This window comes from Pseudomonas brassicacearum (assembly GCF_003732265.1).
Taxonomy (GTDB): domain Bacteria; phylum Pseudomonadota; class Gammaproteobacteria; order Pseudomonadales; family Pseudomonadaceae; genus Aquipseudomonas; species Aquipseudomonas brassicacearum_D.
Genome location: NZ_MOBK01000006.1, coordinates 876,954 through 894,582 on the forward strand (window position 1 = coordinate 876,954; position 17,629 = coordinate 894,582).

Sequence of the window (17,629 nt, forward strand, 5' to 3'; positions counted from 1 at the left end):
TTTTTGTATTGACTATTTTTTGATTGATTTTAGCCAGCGATGGAAAAAATCGGTTTGCATTTGTGGATCGTTAATAATGTCTTGGTCATCATACTGAAAGATATTGACTAGATCCTTTCGAGAGGCTCGGACTCCTAACTTGTGCTCGTAGGCCATAATCCCACAGCTCATCTGCGACGACATACTGGAGGGGCGGACGTTTATTTTTGCGCCTTTACATAGAAATTTAATTTCAGGAAACGACTTGATTATTTTTCCAAGACATTCATAAATATCAAGCCCTGAGAATTTTTGTGTTCGGCCGCTCTCCAATGTTATTTGGATGGACGGTGTGTCTTCATCACAATCGAGTACAGCAATCTCTTGTTTGTCATCGATCAAGATAAATATTTTTTCAATTGCCATTATCGTTTCCTTTGAGGGTTTGGTATTGAGTATCCAACATAGCTTCCGTCTTTTTTTAGGGGGGTAACACCTATAATGTCTCCCGTTTTTACCCTGCTAGGAATAGCTATCTCATCTTCATAGTCGTAAGGAATGTCATCAGGGTGTAATTCCTTGTTGACGTCATGGCCAAAAACCCGTCTGAGGGTGTACATATAACCATTTTTGGTCCTGTACTTGGTGCCGAAATCTATAGCTATCTCTGGGTCAGTAGATGTGCTTATAAAATTGCTTGGCGGGTTCTTGTTGTCCCAAACATGAAGTAATAAATCATTACTATCTCCTCTACTAAAGAACCCAGTATCAAAAATTTCATCTGGCTTACGCAAATCACCACGATATAGATACTCGCTTTCTCCTGTCGAGGAAGGAAGTGAAGGCTCTCCCTCATCAACCTTAACCTTCCCCGCCGGATCCTCCTCCCCAACCCCCGGCCTCTTACACCCATCCCCCCCAGGACACTCATTCAACCCCAACGGATCAACCCACCCCGTAGGATTCCGCGTGTACTGGTACCCGTTCAACCCACCCTTTAACCCACTCGGATCCGGCGTCAAATACCGCCCCACATCCGGGTTGTAGTAACGATGCCGGTTGTAATGCAGCCCCGTCTCCGCGTCGAAGTACTGCCCTTGAAACCTCAAGGGTTGATCCAGCACCTGATGGGTATCGCGGTTCAACCGGGTCAGGCGGCCGTACGCGGTGTATTGCGCGGCCCAGATGATGTCGCCGCTGTAGTCGGTGAGTTCTTGCGGGGTGCCGAGGTGGTCGAGTTGGTAGTAGAACGGGCAGGCCTGGCGCGGGCCCTTGCCGTCGAGCATCGCGAGTGGGCGGAAGGTGCCGGGTTCGTAGAGGTAGCTGCGGTGGTGTTCCGGGCTGTGTTCGGCGATGAGGTGATCGCCTTGCCAGAAAAACTCGGTGGTTTTGCCGTCGACGGTTTTGCTGATGCGGCGGCCGAAGGCGTCGTAGCGGTAGGTCGCGCAAGTGCCGTTGGGCAGCGTGACGCTGATTAGCCGGTGCTGGCAGTCGTAGTGGTATTCGGTGACGAGTTTTTGCCCGGTGCCGCGGCGCTCGCGGATCAGGTTGCCGTAGGCGTCGTAGTCGAAGTGGCGATCGCCTTGCATCAACAGGCGATTGCCTTTGACGGCGGCCGGGCCGGGGCGATCCTGCATCAGCAGGTTGCCGGCGGGGTCGTGGGCGAAGCTTTCGGGTTGTTGGTCGCGGGAGTGGCGGACGCGGATCAGGCGGTTGAGCGGATCGTATTGGTAGTTGCGTTGGCCATGGCGGGTGTCCGCGATGGCGTCGAGGTTGCCGTTGGCGCTGTAGGCAAAGTCGCGTCGGTAAAGCGATTGCTGATTTTGGCTTACAGCGTGGGCCTTCAGACGACCTTGTTCGTCGTGGTCGTACTGGCTGTGCAACAAGCCTTGCTGGCGCTGTAACTCTCGGCCGAATTGATAGGTGTGGCTTGTGAGGCGGGTGCCGTTGAGGTCGATGGCTGTCAGTGCACCACCCTTGGCGCGGTGGTAATCGATTTTGCTGTTGTCTGGCAGGCGCAGGTGGTTGAGTCGGCCGCACGCGTCGTAGCCATAGCGTAATGTGGCCCAGCTCTGGTGTTCAGTGATCAGCCGGTTCTGAGTGTCGTATTCGAATTCCAGCGGGTGATCGTGGTTGTCCTCGACGCTAACCAGGCGGCCCAAGCCGTCGTAGTGGTATTCGACGTTCATGCCGTCGGGCAGGGTTTTGATCAGCAGGCGACCGGCCGAGTCCCGTTGGTAACGGGTTATCAGTTGCGAGCCGTCATCGCCGAACTCGGTCTTTTCCAGCAGGTGGCCGTTGAGGTCGTAGGCATACGCCGTGCGTCGACCGTCAAATCCGACTTCCTGTCGGATCAATCCACCAGCCGTGTAATCCAGTCGATGGTGTTCGCCGGATTCGTTCTCGATTTCGGTCAGCAGAAGCCGTGCGTTGTCGTAGCGATAATGCAGTTGCGTGCCGTCGGGGTTGATCCGTCGGCTGACCAGGTGCAGGTCATCGTCGTACTCAAAGCGCGTGATTCGTCCCAATTCATCGCGTTCGGCAGTGATTTTGCTGTAGGCGTTGTAGCTGAAGGCTCGACTGGCGCCCGTTGGAAGCGTCGTCTGGAGCAGTCGGCCAACGGCGTCCCATTGGTAATGAGTGAGAGCGCCATGTTCATCCTGACGGGAAATTTGCCGTCCCAGAGCGTCGTAGGAAAACCGCCGCTGGCCGCCGTCCGGCAGGGTTTCCTCGATCAGTTGACCGATAGCATCCCGAACGAAAACATGACGACTGCTGTCCGGATAACGGATCGACAGCAGTCGTCCTTGAGCGTCGTAGTGGTAGTGAGTGATCTGGCCGTCGGGGTCAATGGATTCGGTGACATCGCCCTGAGCATTGCGTTGATATTTCCATACCGCCTGACCGCGATAGCGCGCATGCAGGAAACCGTTGCGGTATTCGTAGGACGTTGGCTCATCTTCAGGTGGAATCAGCGCAATCAGCCGCCCGAGTTCGTCGTAGCGGTATTGAGTTATTGCCCCCAACGGCCCTTGTTCGGCAATCAGCTGACCCTTGTGGTCGTAAGTCTTGAGGTGCTCGGCGCCATCCGGCGCGAACCGGCGCACCAACCGCGCCGTATCGTCATGGACGTAAACCTCCTCGCTGCCATCGACGTTTTTAACCCGCACTGCGCCGTTGTCGTCCCAGGCATAGCGCGTATCCATTTGCGCGAACGTAGCCCAGTGCCTTATGCATCGGGCCGCTTTGCCGGACCGCTCCCACTCCCAAAAAAAACTGGCCCCACCGGCCAGTTGCCGCTGGAGAATCACGTGTTGGTCGTCGTAGTCGTACCGTTCGCTTTCCCCGGCGGCATTGGTCGCTTCGATCAGTCGCTGTCGGGCGTCGTAGCGGTAGGCAATCAGCGTTTGCTCGGTACGCCAGGCGTCATCCGCCGTAGTGGCGGGGTGAAATGACTGGTACTCGACCGCGACGATGTGCCGACGCTCGTAGCGCAACAGCAGTGAACGACCGGCGCCGTTGTCGAGGCGCTGAATGCGATCCTGCCGGTCACGGGTGATGTGCAGCCGATTGTTATAGGCATCGCTGATCGTGGTCAGCCGACCATTGCGAAAGTGATGGAACCGCGCGGTCTCGCCAGCGAGGGCGAGCACCAGTTCCTCTGGCTGATCCCCTAAATAAATCGCCGCCCGCGACAGGCTGTTGTGAATGGCCGGGCGTTCCTGGCTGGGTAGCGGAAATGTCGTGCGACGGTTTTCATGGTCGATCCAGACGACGTGCTCTGCGTCCAGTTCCAACCGATGCGCCAGCGAATGGCTCCAGCCCCAGCCCAGCCCACAATCGATTTCCACAGCGCTGGTTCGGTACAGCCGGGTGAACGCAAACGGCAGCAAACCGTTGAGCGATCCATCGTCCAGGGTCAGCAGTTCTTCGCCGGTGACCATCGACACCGGGCAACCATTGGTGCAGGTCAGTGGAGAGCAGTCGGCGCTGTCGCCGTTGGGGTTTTTCGCCTGCTCGGGGGCGTCGTCCCGTTGTTCGTGCCGGCCCAGGCGAGTCTTGGTTGCTGATTTGTTGCGAGCAATGGCGACCGGGTTGTTTACCAATACAACCGGTGCAGAGCCCGCACCGATCTGCAACGGCACCGCAGGTGCAGGGTTTAGCGGAGCAGTGCGGATGTTGACCGCGAGGGGTTTGAGTACACCCGCATGAGGCGTCAGGTCGGATAGGGCGGCCAGGCGCAAACTCGCGGCTGCCAGCCATTTACGCGCTCGCTCCGATTTGATCGTGCTCAGCACCTTGGCGCTGATACCGAGCCTCCGCCCTACAGGTCCCGTGAAGCGTGCCAACAGCAATCCAATCAATATCCCTGTACGAACTTCCGCCACAACTTCGGCGATGTGCTGCGGTGGCATCATCCGCAGCCAACTGGTGAACGCCGCCAGATGGATGAACATCAACGGCTCGTCACTCAACACCAGCAACAGATTGGCAATCGATTCAGCCGAGGCGTCCAGCAACGTTTCAAGTTCGACTTCGGTCAGGTACTCAAGGAGTTTTTCGCTGTTGGCCTGCAGGTCGGTGATCAGCTCGTAAATCTGCTTTACGTCATCCCACAAACCATTCAGCGAATTCTCAAAACCACGCCAGTCAGCCTGTTGCAGCAGACCGTAGCGCTTGATGAACCCGGCCTCGGAGAACTCGGCCCATGAAGGTTCGAATTCAGTCGTCCATTCGTTGCGCAGCCAGTCTTCCAGGCCGTCGATGACGTCTTGGTACGAGGCGTACAGCGCTTTGACATGATCGGTAGAGACATTCGGAAAAAAGGTGATGCGGTAGCGTTGACCGCGTTCGCATTTGGGGATTTCGAGAATGCCGCTGGGGCCGATCTCGTCATTGATCGGCTCGCCATAGGTGCCGTCAGCGTTCAACGGCTCGAGCATCACCGGCGTATTGCCAATCGGCACGAATCGCGCCGCGTCGAACATGTGCACCAGCGTCAACGGGCCGCTGGCCGGGCACGCCCCGACGGTGGAGCTGACAGGTGTAGTGGAATGCTTTGGCGCGACCAGCCGGACTTCATTGCCGACCTTGAACACCTGCTCGATATCCAACAGCTTGCCGGTCCAGAAACTCTCCGCCCAGGCATCGTAGTCGTTGAGGCACAGTCGAAAGTCAGCCAGCAACCCTTCGACATCCGGCTGCTCAGGGTCCATGGCGGCGACCACCAGTAGCCCGATGGTGTTGTTCAAGGCGAACATTCGCAGTCCCTCGCGCAGATCAAATGTGAGCGCGAGACTTTGCTTGGGATCAGCCGGTAAAGAAGTCAGGAAAAGAGGCGTTTTATGTAGGGAAAATCGCTAAATGAAGTCCAGCACTTTTTGTAACGGTCGGGCATTGCCCGTTGCTCAATGTCGGCCGCGCTCGCTATGCTGCTGAATCCTTTAATCGATCACGGACCCGGCCACACCTGAGCCGCCTCTGGGATGTCATTAGAAAACGGATCCGATGCGATGAATGCACCGCTCAATCAGTTCGGCCCGATCAAGGCTGTGATTTTCGACATGGACGGCTTGTTGCTGGACACCGAGGGCATTTACACCGAGGTCACGTCGCTGATTGCCGCGCGTTACGGCCGGGTTTTCGACTGGAGCATCAAGCAAAACATCATCGGTCGTGGGGCCGGTGATCTGGCGCGCTACGTGGTCGAGGCGCTCGATCTGCCGATCACCGCCGAAGAGTTCCTGGTGATCCGCGAGCCGTTGATGCGCGAGCGTTTTCCTGCCGCGCTGGCGATGCCGGGCGCAGAGGAACTGGTGCGGCACTTGAAGGCCAACAATATTCCGATTGCGGTGGGCACCAGTTCTTCGCGTCAGTCGTTCGGGCAGAAAACCACGTTGCACCGCGACTGGTTTGCGCTGTTCGATTTCGTCGTGACGGCCGATGACCCGGAAGTCGGCGCAGCCAAACCGGCGCCGGATATTTTCCTCACCGCCGCGCGGCGCCTGGGCGTTGCGCCAGAGGACTGCCTGGTGTTTGAGGATTCGCCGTTCGGTGTCACCGCGGCGAAAGCGGCGGGGATGACCGCGATAGCCATCCCGGACGCGGCCATGGCGGATGAAAAATACGCGCATGCCGATGGCATTCTTCGTACGCTGAAGGCGTTCACACCGAGTGCTTGTGGTTTGCCGGCGCTTGAATGGGCTTGAAGTGACAAACAAAAACGCCGGCAATCTTTTATAGGTTGCCGGCGTTTTTGTTTCGATCAAGCCGTGGATCAGGCGCCGAAACCACCATCGATGGTCAGGCTGGCCCCGGTGATGTAACCGGCTTCCGGACCGACGAGGTAGGCAACGAAGCTGGCGATCTCTTCGGCTTTGCCGTAGCGACCCACTGCCATCAACGGAATCAGGCTTTCCGCGAAGTCACCGTCAGCCGGGTTCATGTCGGTGTCGACCGGGCCGGGCTGCACATTATTGATGGTGATGCCGCGTGGGCCGAGGTCGCGGGACAGGCCTTTGGTCAGGCCGACCAATGCTGCTTTGCTCATGGCGTAAGGGCCACCACCGGCGAAGGGCATGCGGTCGGCGTTGGTGCTGCCGATGTTGATGATGCGACCGCCTTCGGTCATGTGTGCGGCGGCGGCCTGGGTGGCGATGAACACGCTGCGCACGTTGATGGCGAGGGTTTGGTCGAAGTCTTCGAGTTTGAAATCTTCCAGTGGTGCAACAGCCAGCACGCCGGCGTTGTTGACCAGAATGTCCAGGCGACCGAAGGCTTTAACCGTGGCGCTCACGGCGTTGCGGATCGCCTCTGCGTCGGCGCTGTCGGCCTTGATGGCCAAGGCTTTACCGCCGCTGCTGGTGATGCTGTTTTGCAATTCTTCGGCTTTGGCCGTGGAGCTGACGTAGGTGAAGGCAACAGACGCGCCTTCAGCGGCCAGACGTTTGACGATGGCTGCGCCGATACCGCGGGAACCGCCTTGAATCAAAGCCACTTTGCCGCTGAGGTTCTGAGTAGTCATAACGATCTCCAAAGTCCCGAGGCGAGATGCCTCGGTTGATGGAGCCTAGTATCGATTGAGGATCAGGCGCTGAGTAGACGGTAAGTGCGATAGTCTGTGTAAACCAAAAGTTTATAGTGGCACCTATGGAAACCTTCAGCAGTATCGAATGCTTTGTCCGCAGCGCCGAGGTCGGCAGCTTTGCCGAAGCCGCGCGGCGCTTGAGCCTGACCCCGGCCGCGGTCGGCAAGAGTGTGGCAAAACTCGAGGCGCGGCTCGGTGTGCGGCTGTTTCAGCGCAGTACCCGCAGCCTGACGTTGACCGAGGCCGGTCAGCTGTTCCTCGGTGAGGTCAGCTCCAGCCTGCACACGATCCAGAATGCCGTGGCCAATCTGGCCAGCGCCGAAGGGCGACCGGCGGGGACGCTGAAGGTCAGCATGGGTACGGTGTTTGGGCGCTTGTATGTCGTGCCGTTGCTGGGGGAGTTTTTGCGGCGCTTCCCCGCGATCAATCCGGACTGGCATTTCGATAACCGTCAGGTCGATTTGATCGCGCAGGGGTTCGACGCGGCCATCGGCGGTGGTTTCGAACTGCCCCAAGGGGTGGTGGCGCGCAAACTGACACCGGCGCATCGGGTGTTGGTGGCATCAGCCGGTTATCTGGAGGCGCATGATGCGATCGTCGAGCCCGATGATCTCAAGCGCCATGACGGCATTTTGATCCGTTCGCCGCAGACCGGCCGGGTGCGTTCCTGGCAGTTGACCAGTCGCACGCAGCAGCACAGTCCGCTGACGTTGAAGGCGCGAATGACCATGAGCGATTCGGAGGCCGCGTGCGCAACGGCGGCCCAGGGGCTGGGGATTGCGCTGGTGAGCATGCCGTTCGCCTCGGGGTTTCTGGAAAACGGGAAGCTGCAGCGGGTGCTGCCGGACTGGTATGTCGACGATGGCAACATTTCGATTTATTACGCGGAGCACAAACTGTTGCCGGGCAAGACCCGGGCGTTTGTCGATTTCATCATTGAGCAGTTTGCGGAGCAGGGGTTGGGGCGCAGGTTTAGTGCGGTTTGAGCCTGGCTTGGCACCGAGGTGCTGCCATCGCGGGCAAGCCCGGCTCCCACAGGGTTATGTGTATCGACACAGAACCTGTGGGAGCGAGCCTGCTCGCGAAGACGGACTCACATTCAACATGGATGGCGCCTGACACGACGCCTTCGCGAGCAAGCCCGCTCCCACATTTGGATCTCACATGGCTCGGGATCAGGACTTGCTGATGATGTTCCCGGCATGCAACCCGCATTCTTTCTGCGTCGCCTCTTCCCACCACCAGCGACCTTCGCGTTCATGCTGGTTTGGCAGCACCGGACGGGTGCACGGTTCGCAGCCAATGCTGATGAACCCGCGCTCATGCAGGCTGTTGTAGGGCAGCTCCAGCATGCGGATGTAGCCCCAGATTTCTTCGCTGGTCATTTGCGCCAACGGGTTGAATTTGTACAGGGTGCGTTCCGGGGTGGAGAACGCGGTGTCGATTTCCAGTACGGCGACGGCGCTGCGGGTGCCGGGGCTCTGGTCGCGGCGCTGGCCGGTAGCCCAGGCGGTGACGCCGGACAACTTGCGGCGCAGCGGCTCGATCTTGCGGATGCCGCAGCATTCGCCATGGCCGTCCTTGTAGAAGCTGAACAGGCCCTTTTCCTTCACGAACGGTTCAAGTTTCGTGTAGTCCGGCGACACCAGTTCGATGTCGATCTTGTAGTGCTCGCGCACCTGATCGATGAAACGGTAGGTTTCCGGGTGCAAGCGGCCGGTGTCGAGGCTGAACACTTTGACGTTCTTGTTCAGCTTCCAGGCCATGTCTACCAGCACCACGTCTTCGGCGCCGCTGAAAGATATCCACAGGTCATCGCCGAACTCGGCGAACGCGAGTTTCAGGATGTCCTGGGCGGATTTATTGGCATAGGTCGTGGCGAGTTCCACGACGTCGAACGTTGGGCTCATCAGGGCGGCTTCCTACAGGTCGGTGGCGCTGGGCGCTCTATATGGCTGCGATGGTAACAAAATCCTGCAGCCGCTGGCGCGCCCTCTGCGTTGCGCCGGTCAGCCCGAATCGCTAGAGTTCGGCAGTCTTTTTGCTCGCTCGACTCAATAATCAATACAAATGGGAGTGTCTTGTGGAAATTGCCTGTCTGGATCTTGAAGGTGTACTGGTCCCGGAAATCTGGATCGCTTTCGCCGAAAAAACCGGGATCGAATCGCTCCGGGCCACCACTCGGGACATTCCCGATTACGACGTGCTGATGAAGCAGCGCCTGCGAATCCTCGATGAACACGGCCTGAAACTCGCCGACATTCAGGAAGTGATTGCCACGCTCAAGCCACTCGATGGCGCCATCGAGTTCGTCAACTGGCTGCGCGAGCGCTTTCAGGTGGTGATTCTGTCAGACACATTCTACGAGTTTTCGCAGCCGTTGATGCGTCAGCTGGGCTTCCCGACGTTGCTCTGCCATCGCTTGATTACTGACGATTCCGGTCGGGTGACCAGCTATCAGTTGCGTCAGAAAGATCCCAAGCGTCAGTCGGTATTAGCTTTCAAGAGCCTTTACTACCGGGTGATTGCGGCGGGGGATTCCTACAACGATACGACGATGCTGGGTGAGGCGGATGCGGGGATTCTGTTCCATGCGCCGGATAACGTGATTCGCGAGTTTCCGCAGTTCCCGGCGGTGCATACGTTTGAGGCGTTGAAGCAGGAGTTCATCAAGGCCTCGAATCGGGCTTTGAGCCTGTAAACAAATCTTTGTGGCGAGGGAGCTTGCTCCCGCTCGGCTGCGCAGCAGTCGTTTGCTTTCAGGGCCGCTTCGCGCCCCAGCGGGAGCAAGCTCCCTCGCCACAAAAGCTCGGCTTTAGAGGTTCTGCAGGGTATCCAGCAGCACTTTGACCTTGGTTATTGATTCCTGATACTCGGCCTGCCACTCGGAATCGGCGACGATCCCGCCGCCGCCCCAGCAACACACTTGCCCATCCTTGACCAGCAAGCTGCGAATCGCGATGGAGCTGTCCATCTCGCCGCGCACATCCAGATACAGCAATGACCCGCAGTACAACCCGCGCCGGGTCGGCTCCAGCTCGTCAATAATCTGCATCGCCCGAATCTTCGGCGCACCGGTGATCGAGCCGCCGGGGAAGCTGCCGGCGATCAGGTCCAGCGCATCGCGGTCATCCGCCAGCTCACCGGTCACGCTGCTCACCAGGTGATGCACGTTCGGATAGCTTTCCAGGCTGAACAACTCCGGCACCCGCACCGAGCCGATGCGGCAGGTGCGGCCGAGGTCGTTGCGCAGCAGGTCGACAATCATCAGGTTTTCCGCGCGATCCTTGGGGCTGGCCAACAGTTCGGCGGCGTTCGCCGCGTCTTCGGCAGCGGTCAGGCCGCGCGGGCGGGTGCCTTTGATCGGACGGGTTTCCACCTGCCGCTCGCTGACTTTGACGAAGCGCTCCGGCGACAGGCTCAGCACCGCGCCGCCCTCGGGCAGGCTCTGGAAACCGGAAAATGGCGTCGGGCACGCGGCGCGCAACGCGACGTACGCCGCCCATGGATCACCTTGGCATTCCGCCCGGAAGCGCTGGGCGAAGTTGACCTGATAGCAGTCGCCGGCCTGGATGTAGTTCTGAATGCGTTCCAATGCCTGGCGATACTGGTCCGCGCTCAGGTCGGCACGCATTGGCGCTTTCAGGGTGAAAGGTTCAAGGGGGTCGGCCGGCGGCTGACTGAACAGCGTGATCAGGCGCTGGCGTTCGCTGTCGATCAACGACGGGTGAAACACCAGTTGACTGGTTTTCACGTGGTGATCGCTGATCAAGGCCCAGTCATACAACCCGAAACGTGCGTCGGGGAGTTGCAGATCGTCTTGCGCCTGGCTCGGCAGGCTTTCCAGGTGCCGACCGAAGTCGTAGCTCAGGTAACCGATCAGGCCGCCGGCAAAGGGCAGTTCATCAGGAACGTCTGCTTTACCGAGTCGTGTCAGATTTTCGCGCAGGCGTTGCAGGAAATCGCTGCCGCTTTCGTCAGACAGAACGGCCAATTGCTCCAGCGGCCAGGCGCTGAGCAGGTCAAAGCGGCCACGCTCGGCGGTTGGCCGGCCACTGTCGAGCAGTACGGCACCGGGGGCGTGACGAATCGCCGCGAAGTAGTCGGCGGGGTTGGCGCGGTAAGGAAGCGGGTGTACGGAACAGGTCAACATGGGCGGGGCGGGTCAGCCATCGAGGCGGGGTGGCGATTGTAGTCCTCTGCAGGATTTGCTCCTAGAGGGGATGTCGGTGTTGGGTAGATTGGGGGCAGGGTTGAAGGATGTAGTGACTGGTAGTCAGCCTTCGCGAGCAAGCCCGCTCCCACATTCGATCTTCGGTGTGAAACAAATCGAGTGTGGGGGCGGGCTTGCTCGCGAAGGCCGCGACTCGGTTTCAGGTCAGCCCTCAACCGCCGGAATATGCCCAAACATCTCTTGAACAAACTCCACCCGCTCTTTCACCGTCTCGGTAACCCCGCGAGCCTTCAATTCTTCCAGTCGCGCTTCAACCGCATGCGTGCGCAACGTCAGCCCGCAATCGTTGGCAATCTGGATGTTCAACCCCGGCCGGGCATTGAGCTCAAGGATCAACGGGCCTTTTTCCTGGTCCAGCACCATGTCAACGCCGATATAACCCAACCCACACAGCTCATAACAGCCGGCCGCGAGTTTCATGAAACCGTCCCAGTAGGGCAGTTGCACGCCATCGACGGCGTTGGTGGTGTCCGGGTGTTTGGTGATGATGTTGTTCAGCCAGGTGCCGCGCAATGTTTCCCCGGTCGCGAGGTCGACACCGACGCCGATGGCGCCCTGGTGCAGGTTGGCCTTGCCGCCGGATTGCCGGGTTGGCAGGCGCAGCATGGCCATCACCGGGTAGCCCATCAGCACGATGATGCGGATGTCCGGCACGCCTTCGTAGCTGATGCTCTTGAAGATCTGGTCCGGGATCACCCGGTATTCGATCAGCGCGCGGTCGCGGTGACCGCCCAGGGAATACAGGCCGGTGAGGATGCTGGAGATGTGGTGCTCAAGCTCTTCGTGGGCGAGGATTTTGCCCGACACCGTGCGATAGCGGCCCTCGAAACGGTCGGCGACCACAATGATGCCGTCGCCGCCAGCGCCCTGCGCGGGTTTGATCACGAAGTCGGTGCGCCCGCCGATGATCTCGTCGAGGTTGTCGATTTCCTTCTCGGTGGAGATCACGCCATACAGTTCCGGCACATGAATGCCGGCGGCAATGGCGCGCTCCTTGGTGATGATCTTGTCATCGACAATCGGGTACAGGCTGCGCTTGTTGTACTTGAGCACGTAGTCGGCGTTACGCCGGTTGATGCCCATGATGCCCCGGGCTTCCAGGGCCTTCCAGGTCTTCCAGAAACCGAACATCAGGCGTCAGCCTTCTTCAGGAACGCCTTGAAACGCACCAGTTCAGTCAGGCGGTAACCGCGATAGCGACCCATTGCCAGCATGAAGCCCACCAGGATCAGCAGGATCGCCGGGAAGGTGAACACGAAGTACACCAGCTCCGGCACGGTCATGATCAAGTGCGCCAGGGACGCGGCGAACAGGGTGCCAATCGCCACTTTCATGGCGTGGCCCGAACCGCGTTCTTCCCAGGTGATCGACAGGCGTTCGATGGTCATGGTCAAAATCACCATCGGGAACAACGCCACCGACAGTCCGCGTTCCAGCCCGAGTTTATGGCTGAACAGGCTGATGGCCGCGATCAGCACCACCACGAAGGTCAGCACCACCGACAGCCTCGGCAGCATTTGCAGCTTCAGGTGTTCTAGGTAGGAACGCAGCGACAGCCCCAGCGCCGTGATGATCGTAAACAGCACGATACCGAAGCCGAGCTGGGTTTCACGGAAGGCGAGGGCGATCAGCACCGGGGTAAAGGTGCCGAGGGTCTGGATGCCGATCAGGTTGCGCAGGATCAGGATCACCAGCACGCCAATCGGGATCATCACCATGATCATGAACGTCTGCTGGGTTTGCAGCGGCAAGCCGTACAGCGAGTATTCGAGGAAGTTGGCGTCGGTGTTTTCGTCGGTCAGCTTGGCCAGGCGAATGGCGTTCATTTCGCTGTTGTTGAGGCTGAAGGTTACGTTGGCTTTTTTGCCGCCATCGACGGTGATCAGGTTTTCGTCGCCGGTCCACCACAGGAGGCGGTCGGTCGGCAGGCCTTGCTCACCGGTTTCCGGGTTGAAGTACAGCCAGTCAGTGCCGTTGAAGCTGCGCAGCCACAGCTCAGGCAGTTGCGGCTGGTCGGTCACCAGACGAATGGTGTGGACCTTTTCCACCGGCACGTGGGCGATGGACAGGACCAGTTCGACGATCTTGGCTTTGTTCGCGGTGGAGGGATCGCCGCCCAGCAGCAGTTTCACGTTGTCGTCGCTGAGATTGTTGACACGCTTGATGGCTTCGCCGACGAAGGTTTCGACGTCGGCCGAGTGCTGGCGAATCGGTGCGAGCAGGGCTTCGGCGGCGATTTTTTCCGGGCCTTCCACCGAAATACTGTCGCGGAAAGTAGGGCCCTTGACCTTGGATTTTTCGCCGGAGTAACGCTTGGTCAGCACCAGGCGGTAATAAAGGGTTTGATTGCCCTTGGCCCGACGCGCCGACCAGGTGACCTTGCGGTTGCCGTCGACGCGGTTCACCGCCACGCCGTAGTTATTGGAGATGAAGCTCTCGTTGAGGCTGACGAAGTCGCGGCTCAGTGGCGGCACGAACATCTGGATCTTGACCGGGTCCTTGGCACTGGCGACGAACTCGACCTTGGCGTCGATGTTCCACAAGTCGTCGGTGGCGTCTTCGGTCACGGGAATGCCGAGCACGAAGATCTGATAGGCCGTAACTGAAATGCCCAGCACCACCAGGATGGCGATCAGCATTTTCAGATGGAGGGTAAGAGAGCGCATTGGAATTACTCTGCGGTATGAGCGTCGGTGGCGCAGGCGGGTTTGCCAGCAGCGTATTTAAGACTGGGGTCGACCAGCGCATCGAAGCGTTTGAGCGCTTCGGAGCCGATCAACAGCGGGTATTGGAAGGCGCTGCGGTCGGTCAGGTTCACTTCGATGCTGCGTAATGCCGAACCCATGCAGATGTCCAGCTCGATCACCGGGCGGGCCGTGTACTTCTTGCCTTCATCCGGGTCGTAGTCACCGGCCCGGCGCTTGATCTTGCTGACCCGGGCCAGTGGCCGTTCGATCGGGTGCGAATGGGCGGCGTCGATGGCCAGGTAAAAGCGCACCCAGGACTCGCCATTGCGTTTGAAGCGTTTGATGTCGCGGGCACTCAGTGAGGCGGTCTTCGCCCCGGTGTCGAGTTTGGCCGCGACTTCAAGGTCGATGCCATCCAGGGAGGCGTACTCGTTGAGGCCGTACACCGTCTTTTCCCCCGCCGTGGCAAAACCGGGCAGACACAGTAGATAAAGGAATGTCGGGAAGGGCTTGAGTCTCATAAATCCTGGCGCGCAGCGGTCCGTACGTCGATTCAAGGCCCTGGCATTGCTGCGCAAGCTCCCTCGTATGCCTATCAGCTATTTGTGACAAACAGTGCAGATGTCACAAACAAATGCGGGCGGCATTCTAGCACGGTGGTTTGCTGGCGCCACCGCTGGCAGGCGGCTATAACCACTGTGCTGCTTTGTTATGGTGCGGCGGGTTATTAGACGATTGTCGACAATATCGAATTAACCTTTGACTGCGCGGCCTGTTTTCGCTAGTTTTTGCCGCATCAGCTTTCAAGGTGTCGACAATATGCTGGATCAACTGGATCCCCCGCTCACTACCCAAGACGATTCGGAGACACTTTCCGAAAACGTCTTCCGGCGCATTCAAGCGGCCATCGTCAAGGGCGAGATCGCCCCGGGCAGCAAGATCTCCGAGCCAGAGCTGGCGCGCACCTACGGCATCAGCCGCGGGCCGCTGCGTGAAGCGATCCACCGTCTGGAAGGCCAGCGCCTGCTGGTGCGGGTGCCGCATGTCGGGGCACGGGTGGTTTCGCTCAATCATGCCGAGCTGCTGGAACTCTACGAAATCCGCGAATCCCTTGAAGGCATGGCTTGCCGCCTGGCCGCCGAGCGCATGACCCTCGAAGAAATCGACGAACTGCGCCGCGTCCTCGAAACCCATGAGCGCGATGAAGCGTTTCAGGCCGGACGAGGCTACTACCAGCAGGAAGGCGACTTTGACTTCCATTACCGGATTATCCAGGGCAGCGGTAACCGCACCCTGACGCAAATGCTCTGCGGCGAGCTGTATCAACTGGTGCGCATGTACCGCATCCAGTTTTCCACCGTACCTAATCGCCCGCACCAGGCATTTGCCGAGCACCACCGAATTCTCGATGCCATCGCCGACCGTGACGGTGAGCTGGCCGAGTTGTTGATGCGCCGCCACATCGGCGCCTCCAAACGCAATATCGCCCGTCATTACCAGGACGGCGCTAACCCGACAGCCAAACGAGGTGAGTCATGAGTTTGAACAAGAGCACTCCAGGCCAGCGTTTCCGCGATGCGGTCGCCAGCGAGCATCCATTGCAAGTGGTCGGCGCGATCAACGCCAACCACGCGTTGCTGGCCAAGCGCGCCGGTTTCAAGGCGATTTACCTGTCCGGTGGCGGTGTGGCCGCGGGCTCCCTCGGCCTGCCGGACCTGGGCATCACCGGCCTGGATGACGTGCTGACCGACGTGCGCCGCATCACCGACGTCTGCGACCTGCCGCTGCTGGTGGACGTGGACACCGGTTTCGGTTCCTCGGCCTTCAACGTTGCCCGTACCGTGAAGTCGATGATCAAGTTCGGCGCCGCGGCGATTCACATCGAAGACCAGGTTGGCGCCAAGCGTTGCGGCCATCGTCCTAATAAAGAGATCGTGACCCAGCAGGAAATGGTCGATCGCATCAAGGCTGCAGTCGATGCCCGTACCGACGACAGCTTCGTGATCATGGCCCGTACCGACGCCCTGGCGGTGGAAGGCCTGGAGTCTGCCCTGGATCGCGCGGCTGCGTGCATCGAGGCCGGCGCCGACATGATCTTCCCGGAAGCCATCACCGAACTTGAAATGTACAAGCTGTTCGCCAGCCGTGTGAAAGCGCCGATCCTGGCCAACATCACCGAATTCGGCGCAACGCCGCTGTACACCACCGAGCAACTCGCCGGTGCCGATGTATCGCTGGTGCTGTACCCGCTGTCGGCCTTCCGCGCGATGAACAAGGCCGCGGAAAACGTCTACACCGCTCTGCGCCGCGATGGCACGCAGGCGAATGTCATCGACACCATGCAGACCCGCATGGAGCTTTACGATCGCATCGACTACCACACCTTCGAGCAGAAGCTCGATGCGTTGTTCGCGGCGAAGAAGTAAGTCGATTTACTCCCTAACAAATTCAAAAAGATTCTGGAGACAGCAATGGCCGAAGCAAAAGTACTCAGTGGCGCCGGGCTCCGTGGTCAGGTTGCCGGGCAAACCGCACTGTCCACCGTGGGCCAGTCGGGCGCAGGCCTGACCTATCGTGGCTACGACGTTCGCGAATTGGCGGCTGACGCGCAGTTCGAAGAAGTCGCCTACCTGCTGCTGTACGGCGAACTGCCGAGCAAAGCGCAACTGGACGCCTACGTCAGCAAGCTGAGCAAGCTGCGTGACCTGCCGCAAGCGTTGAAAGAAGTACTGGAACGCATCCCCGCCGACGCCCACCCGATGGACGTGATGCGTACCGGCTGCTCGTTCCTGGGCAACCTGGAGCCGGAGAACAACTTCTCCGAGCAACACGACAAAACCGACCGTCTGCTTGCCGCGTTCCCGGCGATCATGACCTACTGGTATCGCTTCAGCCACGACGGCAAGCGCATCAACTGCGTGACTGACGAGCCGACCATCGGCGGTCATTTCCTGCACCTGCTGCACGGCGAGAAGCCGAGTGAATTGCACGTCAAGGTGATGAACGTTTCGCTGATCCTCTACGCAGAGCACGAGTTCAACGCGTCGACCTTCACCGCACGTGTGTGCGCGTCCACGCTGTCGGATCTGTTCTCCTGCATCACCGCTGCCATCGGTTCGCTGCGCGGTCCACTGCACGGCGGCGCCAACGAAGCGGCGATGGAAATGATCGAACGCTTCAGCTCGCCGCAAGCGGCGATCGAAGGCACCCTCGGCATGCTCGAACGCAAAGACAAGATCATGGGCTTCGGTCACGCGATCTACAAAGACAACGATCCGCGCAATGAAGTGATCAAGGGCTGGTCGAAAAAACTCGCTGACGAAGTGGGCGACAAGGTGTTGTTCCCGGTTTCCGAAGCCATCGACAAGACCATGTGGGAGCAAAAGAAGCTGTTCCCGAACGCCGACTTCTACCATGCCTCGGCGTACCACTTCATGGGCATTCCAACCAAGTTGTTCACACCGATTTTCGTCTGCTCGCGCCTGACCGGCTGGGCCGCCCACGTGTTCGAACAACGCGCCAACAACCGCATCATCCGCCCGAGCGCCGAGTATGTCGGCGTTGAACAGCGCAAGTTCGTGCCAATCGAACAACGCTGAATGGTGGGGTTGCCACACTGGTCGCTGAATGAACCGGAAACCT

Annotated in this window: 14 protein-coding genes; 6 read left to right on the plus strand and 8 right to left on the minus strand. The window is 59.2% G+C overall.

Features of this window, described 5'->3' with window-relative positions; translation table 11 throughout:
- Positions 1 to 12 precede the first annotated feature (12 nt).
- A complete protein-coding gene (locus tag BK660_RS17045; RefSeq protein WP_123434235.1) occupies positions 13 to 405 on the minus strand; it encodes a hypothetical protein in 393 nt (130 codons plus the stop codon).
- Positions 405 to 5,240 (minus strand): RHS repeat-associated core domain-containing protein, encoded by a 4,836-nt coding sequence (locus BK660_RS33610; protein WP_404942944.1) that lies wholly within the window; start codon positions 5,238 to 5,240, stop codon positions 405 to 407. Before BK660_RS33610 ends, BK660_RS17045 begins: the two co-directional genes overlap by 1 nt.
- 252 nt (positions 5,241 to 5,492) lie before the next feature.
- On the opposite strand from BK660_RS33610, the gene BK660_RS17055 reads away from it, so the two are divergent.
- On the plus strand, positions 5,493 to 6,188 hold the full coding sequence (locus BK660_RS17055; RefSeq protein ID WP_027922536.1) for an HAD-IA family hydrolase: 696 nt from the start codon (positions 5,493 to 5,495) through the stop codon (positions 6,186 to 6,188).
- Between the two features lie 68 nt (positions 6,189 to 6,256).
- Here the strand turns inward: BK660_RS17055 and BK660_RS17060 are convergent, their stop codons facing one another.
- Complete coding sequence (locus BK660_RS17060; RefSeq protein ID WP_123434237.1) at positions 6,257 to 7,003, minus strand: 3-oxoacyl-ACP reductase family protein; 747 nt, start codon at positions 7,001 to 7,003, stop codon at positions 6,257 to 6,259.
- 125 nt (positions 7,004 to 7,128) lie between these two features.
- Between BK660_RS17060 and BK660_RS17065 the strand changes: the two genes are divergently transcribed.
- Entirely contained in the window at positions 7,129 to 8,052 is a 924-nt protein-coding gene (locus BK660_RS17065; protein ID WP_123434238.1) for a LysR family transcriptional regulator, read from the plus strand.
- A 189-nt stretch (positions 8,053 to 8,241) separates the two neighbouring features.
- Here the strand turns inward: BK660_RS17065 and BK660_RS17070 are convergent, their stop codons facing one another.
- Entirely contained in the window at positions 8,242 to 8,976 is a 735-nt protein-coding gene (locus tag BK660_RS17070) for a phosphoadenylyl-sulfate reductase (RefSeq protein WP_123434239.1), read from the minus strand.
- A gap of 173 nt (positions 8,977 to 9,149) precedes the next feature.
- Between BK660_RS17070 and thrH the strand changes: the two genes are divergently transcribed.
- The gene (thrH, locus tag BK660_RS17075; protein ID WP_123434240.1) at positions 9,150 to 9,767 is read left to right on the plus strand and encodes a bifunctional phosphoserine phosphatase/homoserine phosphotransferase ThrH; all 618 of its coding nucleotides are present in this window, start codon (positions 9,150 to 9,152) and stop codon (positions 9,765 to 9,767) included.
- A 114-nt stretch (positions 9,768 to 9,881) separates the two neighbouring features.
- On the opposite strand, the gene pabB is transcribed toward thrH, so the two are convergent.
- From pabB to rloA, 4 genes are all read right to left on the minus strand, one after another.
- Positions 9,882 to 11,219, minus strand: coding sequence for an aminodeoxychorismate synthase component I (gene pabB, locus BK660_RS17080; RefSeq protein WP_123434241.1), 1,338 nt, complete (start codon positions 11,217 to 11,219; stop codon positions 9,882 to 9,884).
- Positions 11,220 to 11,444: 225 nt separating this feature from the next.
- The gene (locus BK660_RS17085) at positions 11,445 to 12,431 is read right to left on the minus strand and encodes an alpha-L-glutamate ligase-like protein (RefSeq protein ID WP_123434242.1); all 987 of its coding nucleotides are present in this window, start codon (positions 12,429 to 12,431) and stop codon (positions 11,445 to 11,447) included.
- Entirely contained in the window at positions 12,431 to 13,966 is a 1,536-nt protein-coding gene (gene rloB / locus BK660_RS17090; RefSeq protein ID WP_123434243.1) for an osmotic stress tolerance membrane protein RloB, read from the minus strand. Before rloB ends, BK660_RS17085 begins: the two co-directional genes overlap by 1 nt.
- Positions 13,967 to 13,971: 5 nt before the next feature.
- Positions 13,972 to 14,508, minus strand: coding sequence for a retropepsin-like aspartic peptidase RloA (gene rloA, locus BK660_RS17095; RefSeq protein WP_123434244.1), 537 nt, complete (start codon positions 14,506 to 14,508; stop codon positions 13,972 to 13,974).
- A gap of 301 nt (positions 14,509 to 14,809) precedes the next feature.
- On the opposite strand from rloA, the gene BK660_RS17100 reads away from it, so the two are divergent.
- Genes BK660_RS17100 through prpC form a run of 3 tightly spaced genes read left to right on the plus strand, consistent with a single transcriptional unit; the run spans position 14,810 to position 17,586 of the window.
- Complete coding sequence (locus tag BK660_RS17100) at positions 14,810 to 15,526, plus strand: GntR family transcriptional regulator (RefSeq protein ID WP_404942948.1); 717 nt, start codon at positions 14,810 to 14,812, stop codon at positions 15,524 to 15,526.
- Positions 15,523 to 16,413, plus strand: a complete 891-nt coding sequence (gene prpB, locus BK660_RS17105; protein ID WP_123434245.1) for a methylisocitrate lyase — start codon at positions 15,523 to 15,525, stop codon at positions 16,411 to 16,413. Before BK660_RS17100 ends, prpB begins: the two co-directional genes overlap by 4 nt.
- A gap of 45 nt (positions 16,414 to 16,458) precedes the next feature.
- The gene (gene prpC, locus BK660_RS17110; RefSeq protein WP_027922546.1) at positions 16,459 to 17,586 is read left to right on the plus strand and encodes a bifunctional 2-methylcitrate synthase/citrate synthase; all 1,128 of its coding nucleotides are present in this window, start codon (positions 16,459 to 16,461) and stop codon (positions 17,584 to 17,586) included.
- The last annotated feature ends 43 nt before the right edge of the window (positions 17,587 to 17,629 follow it).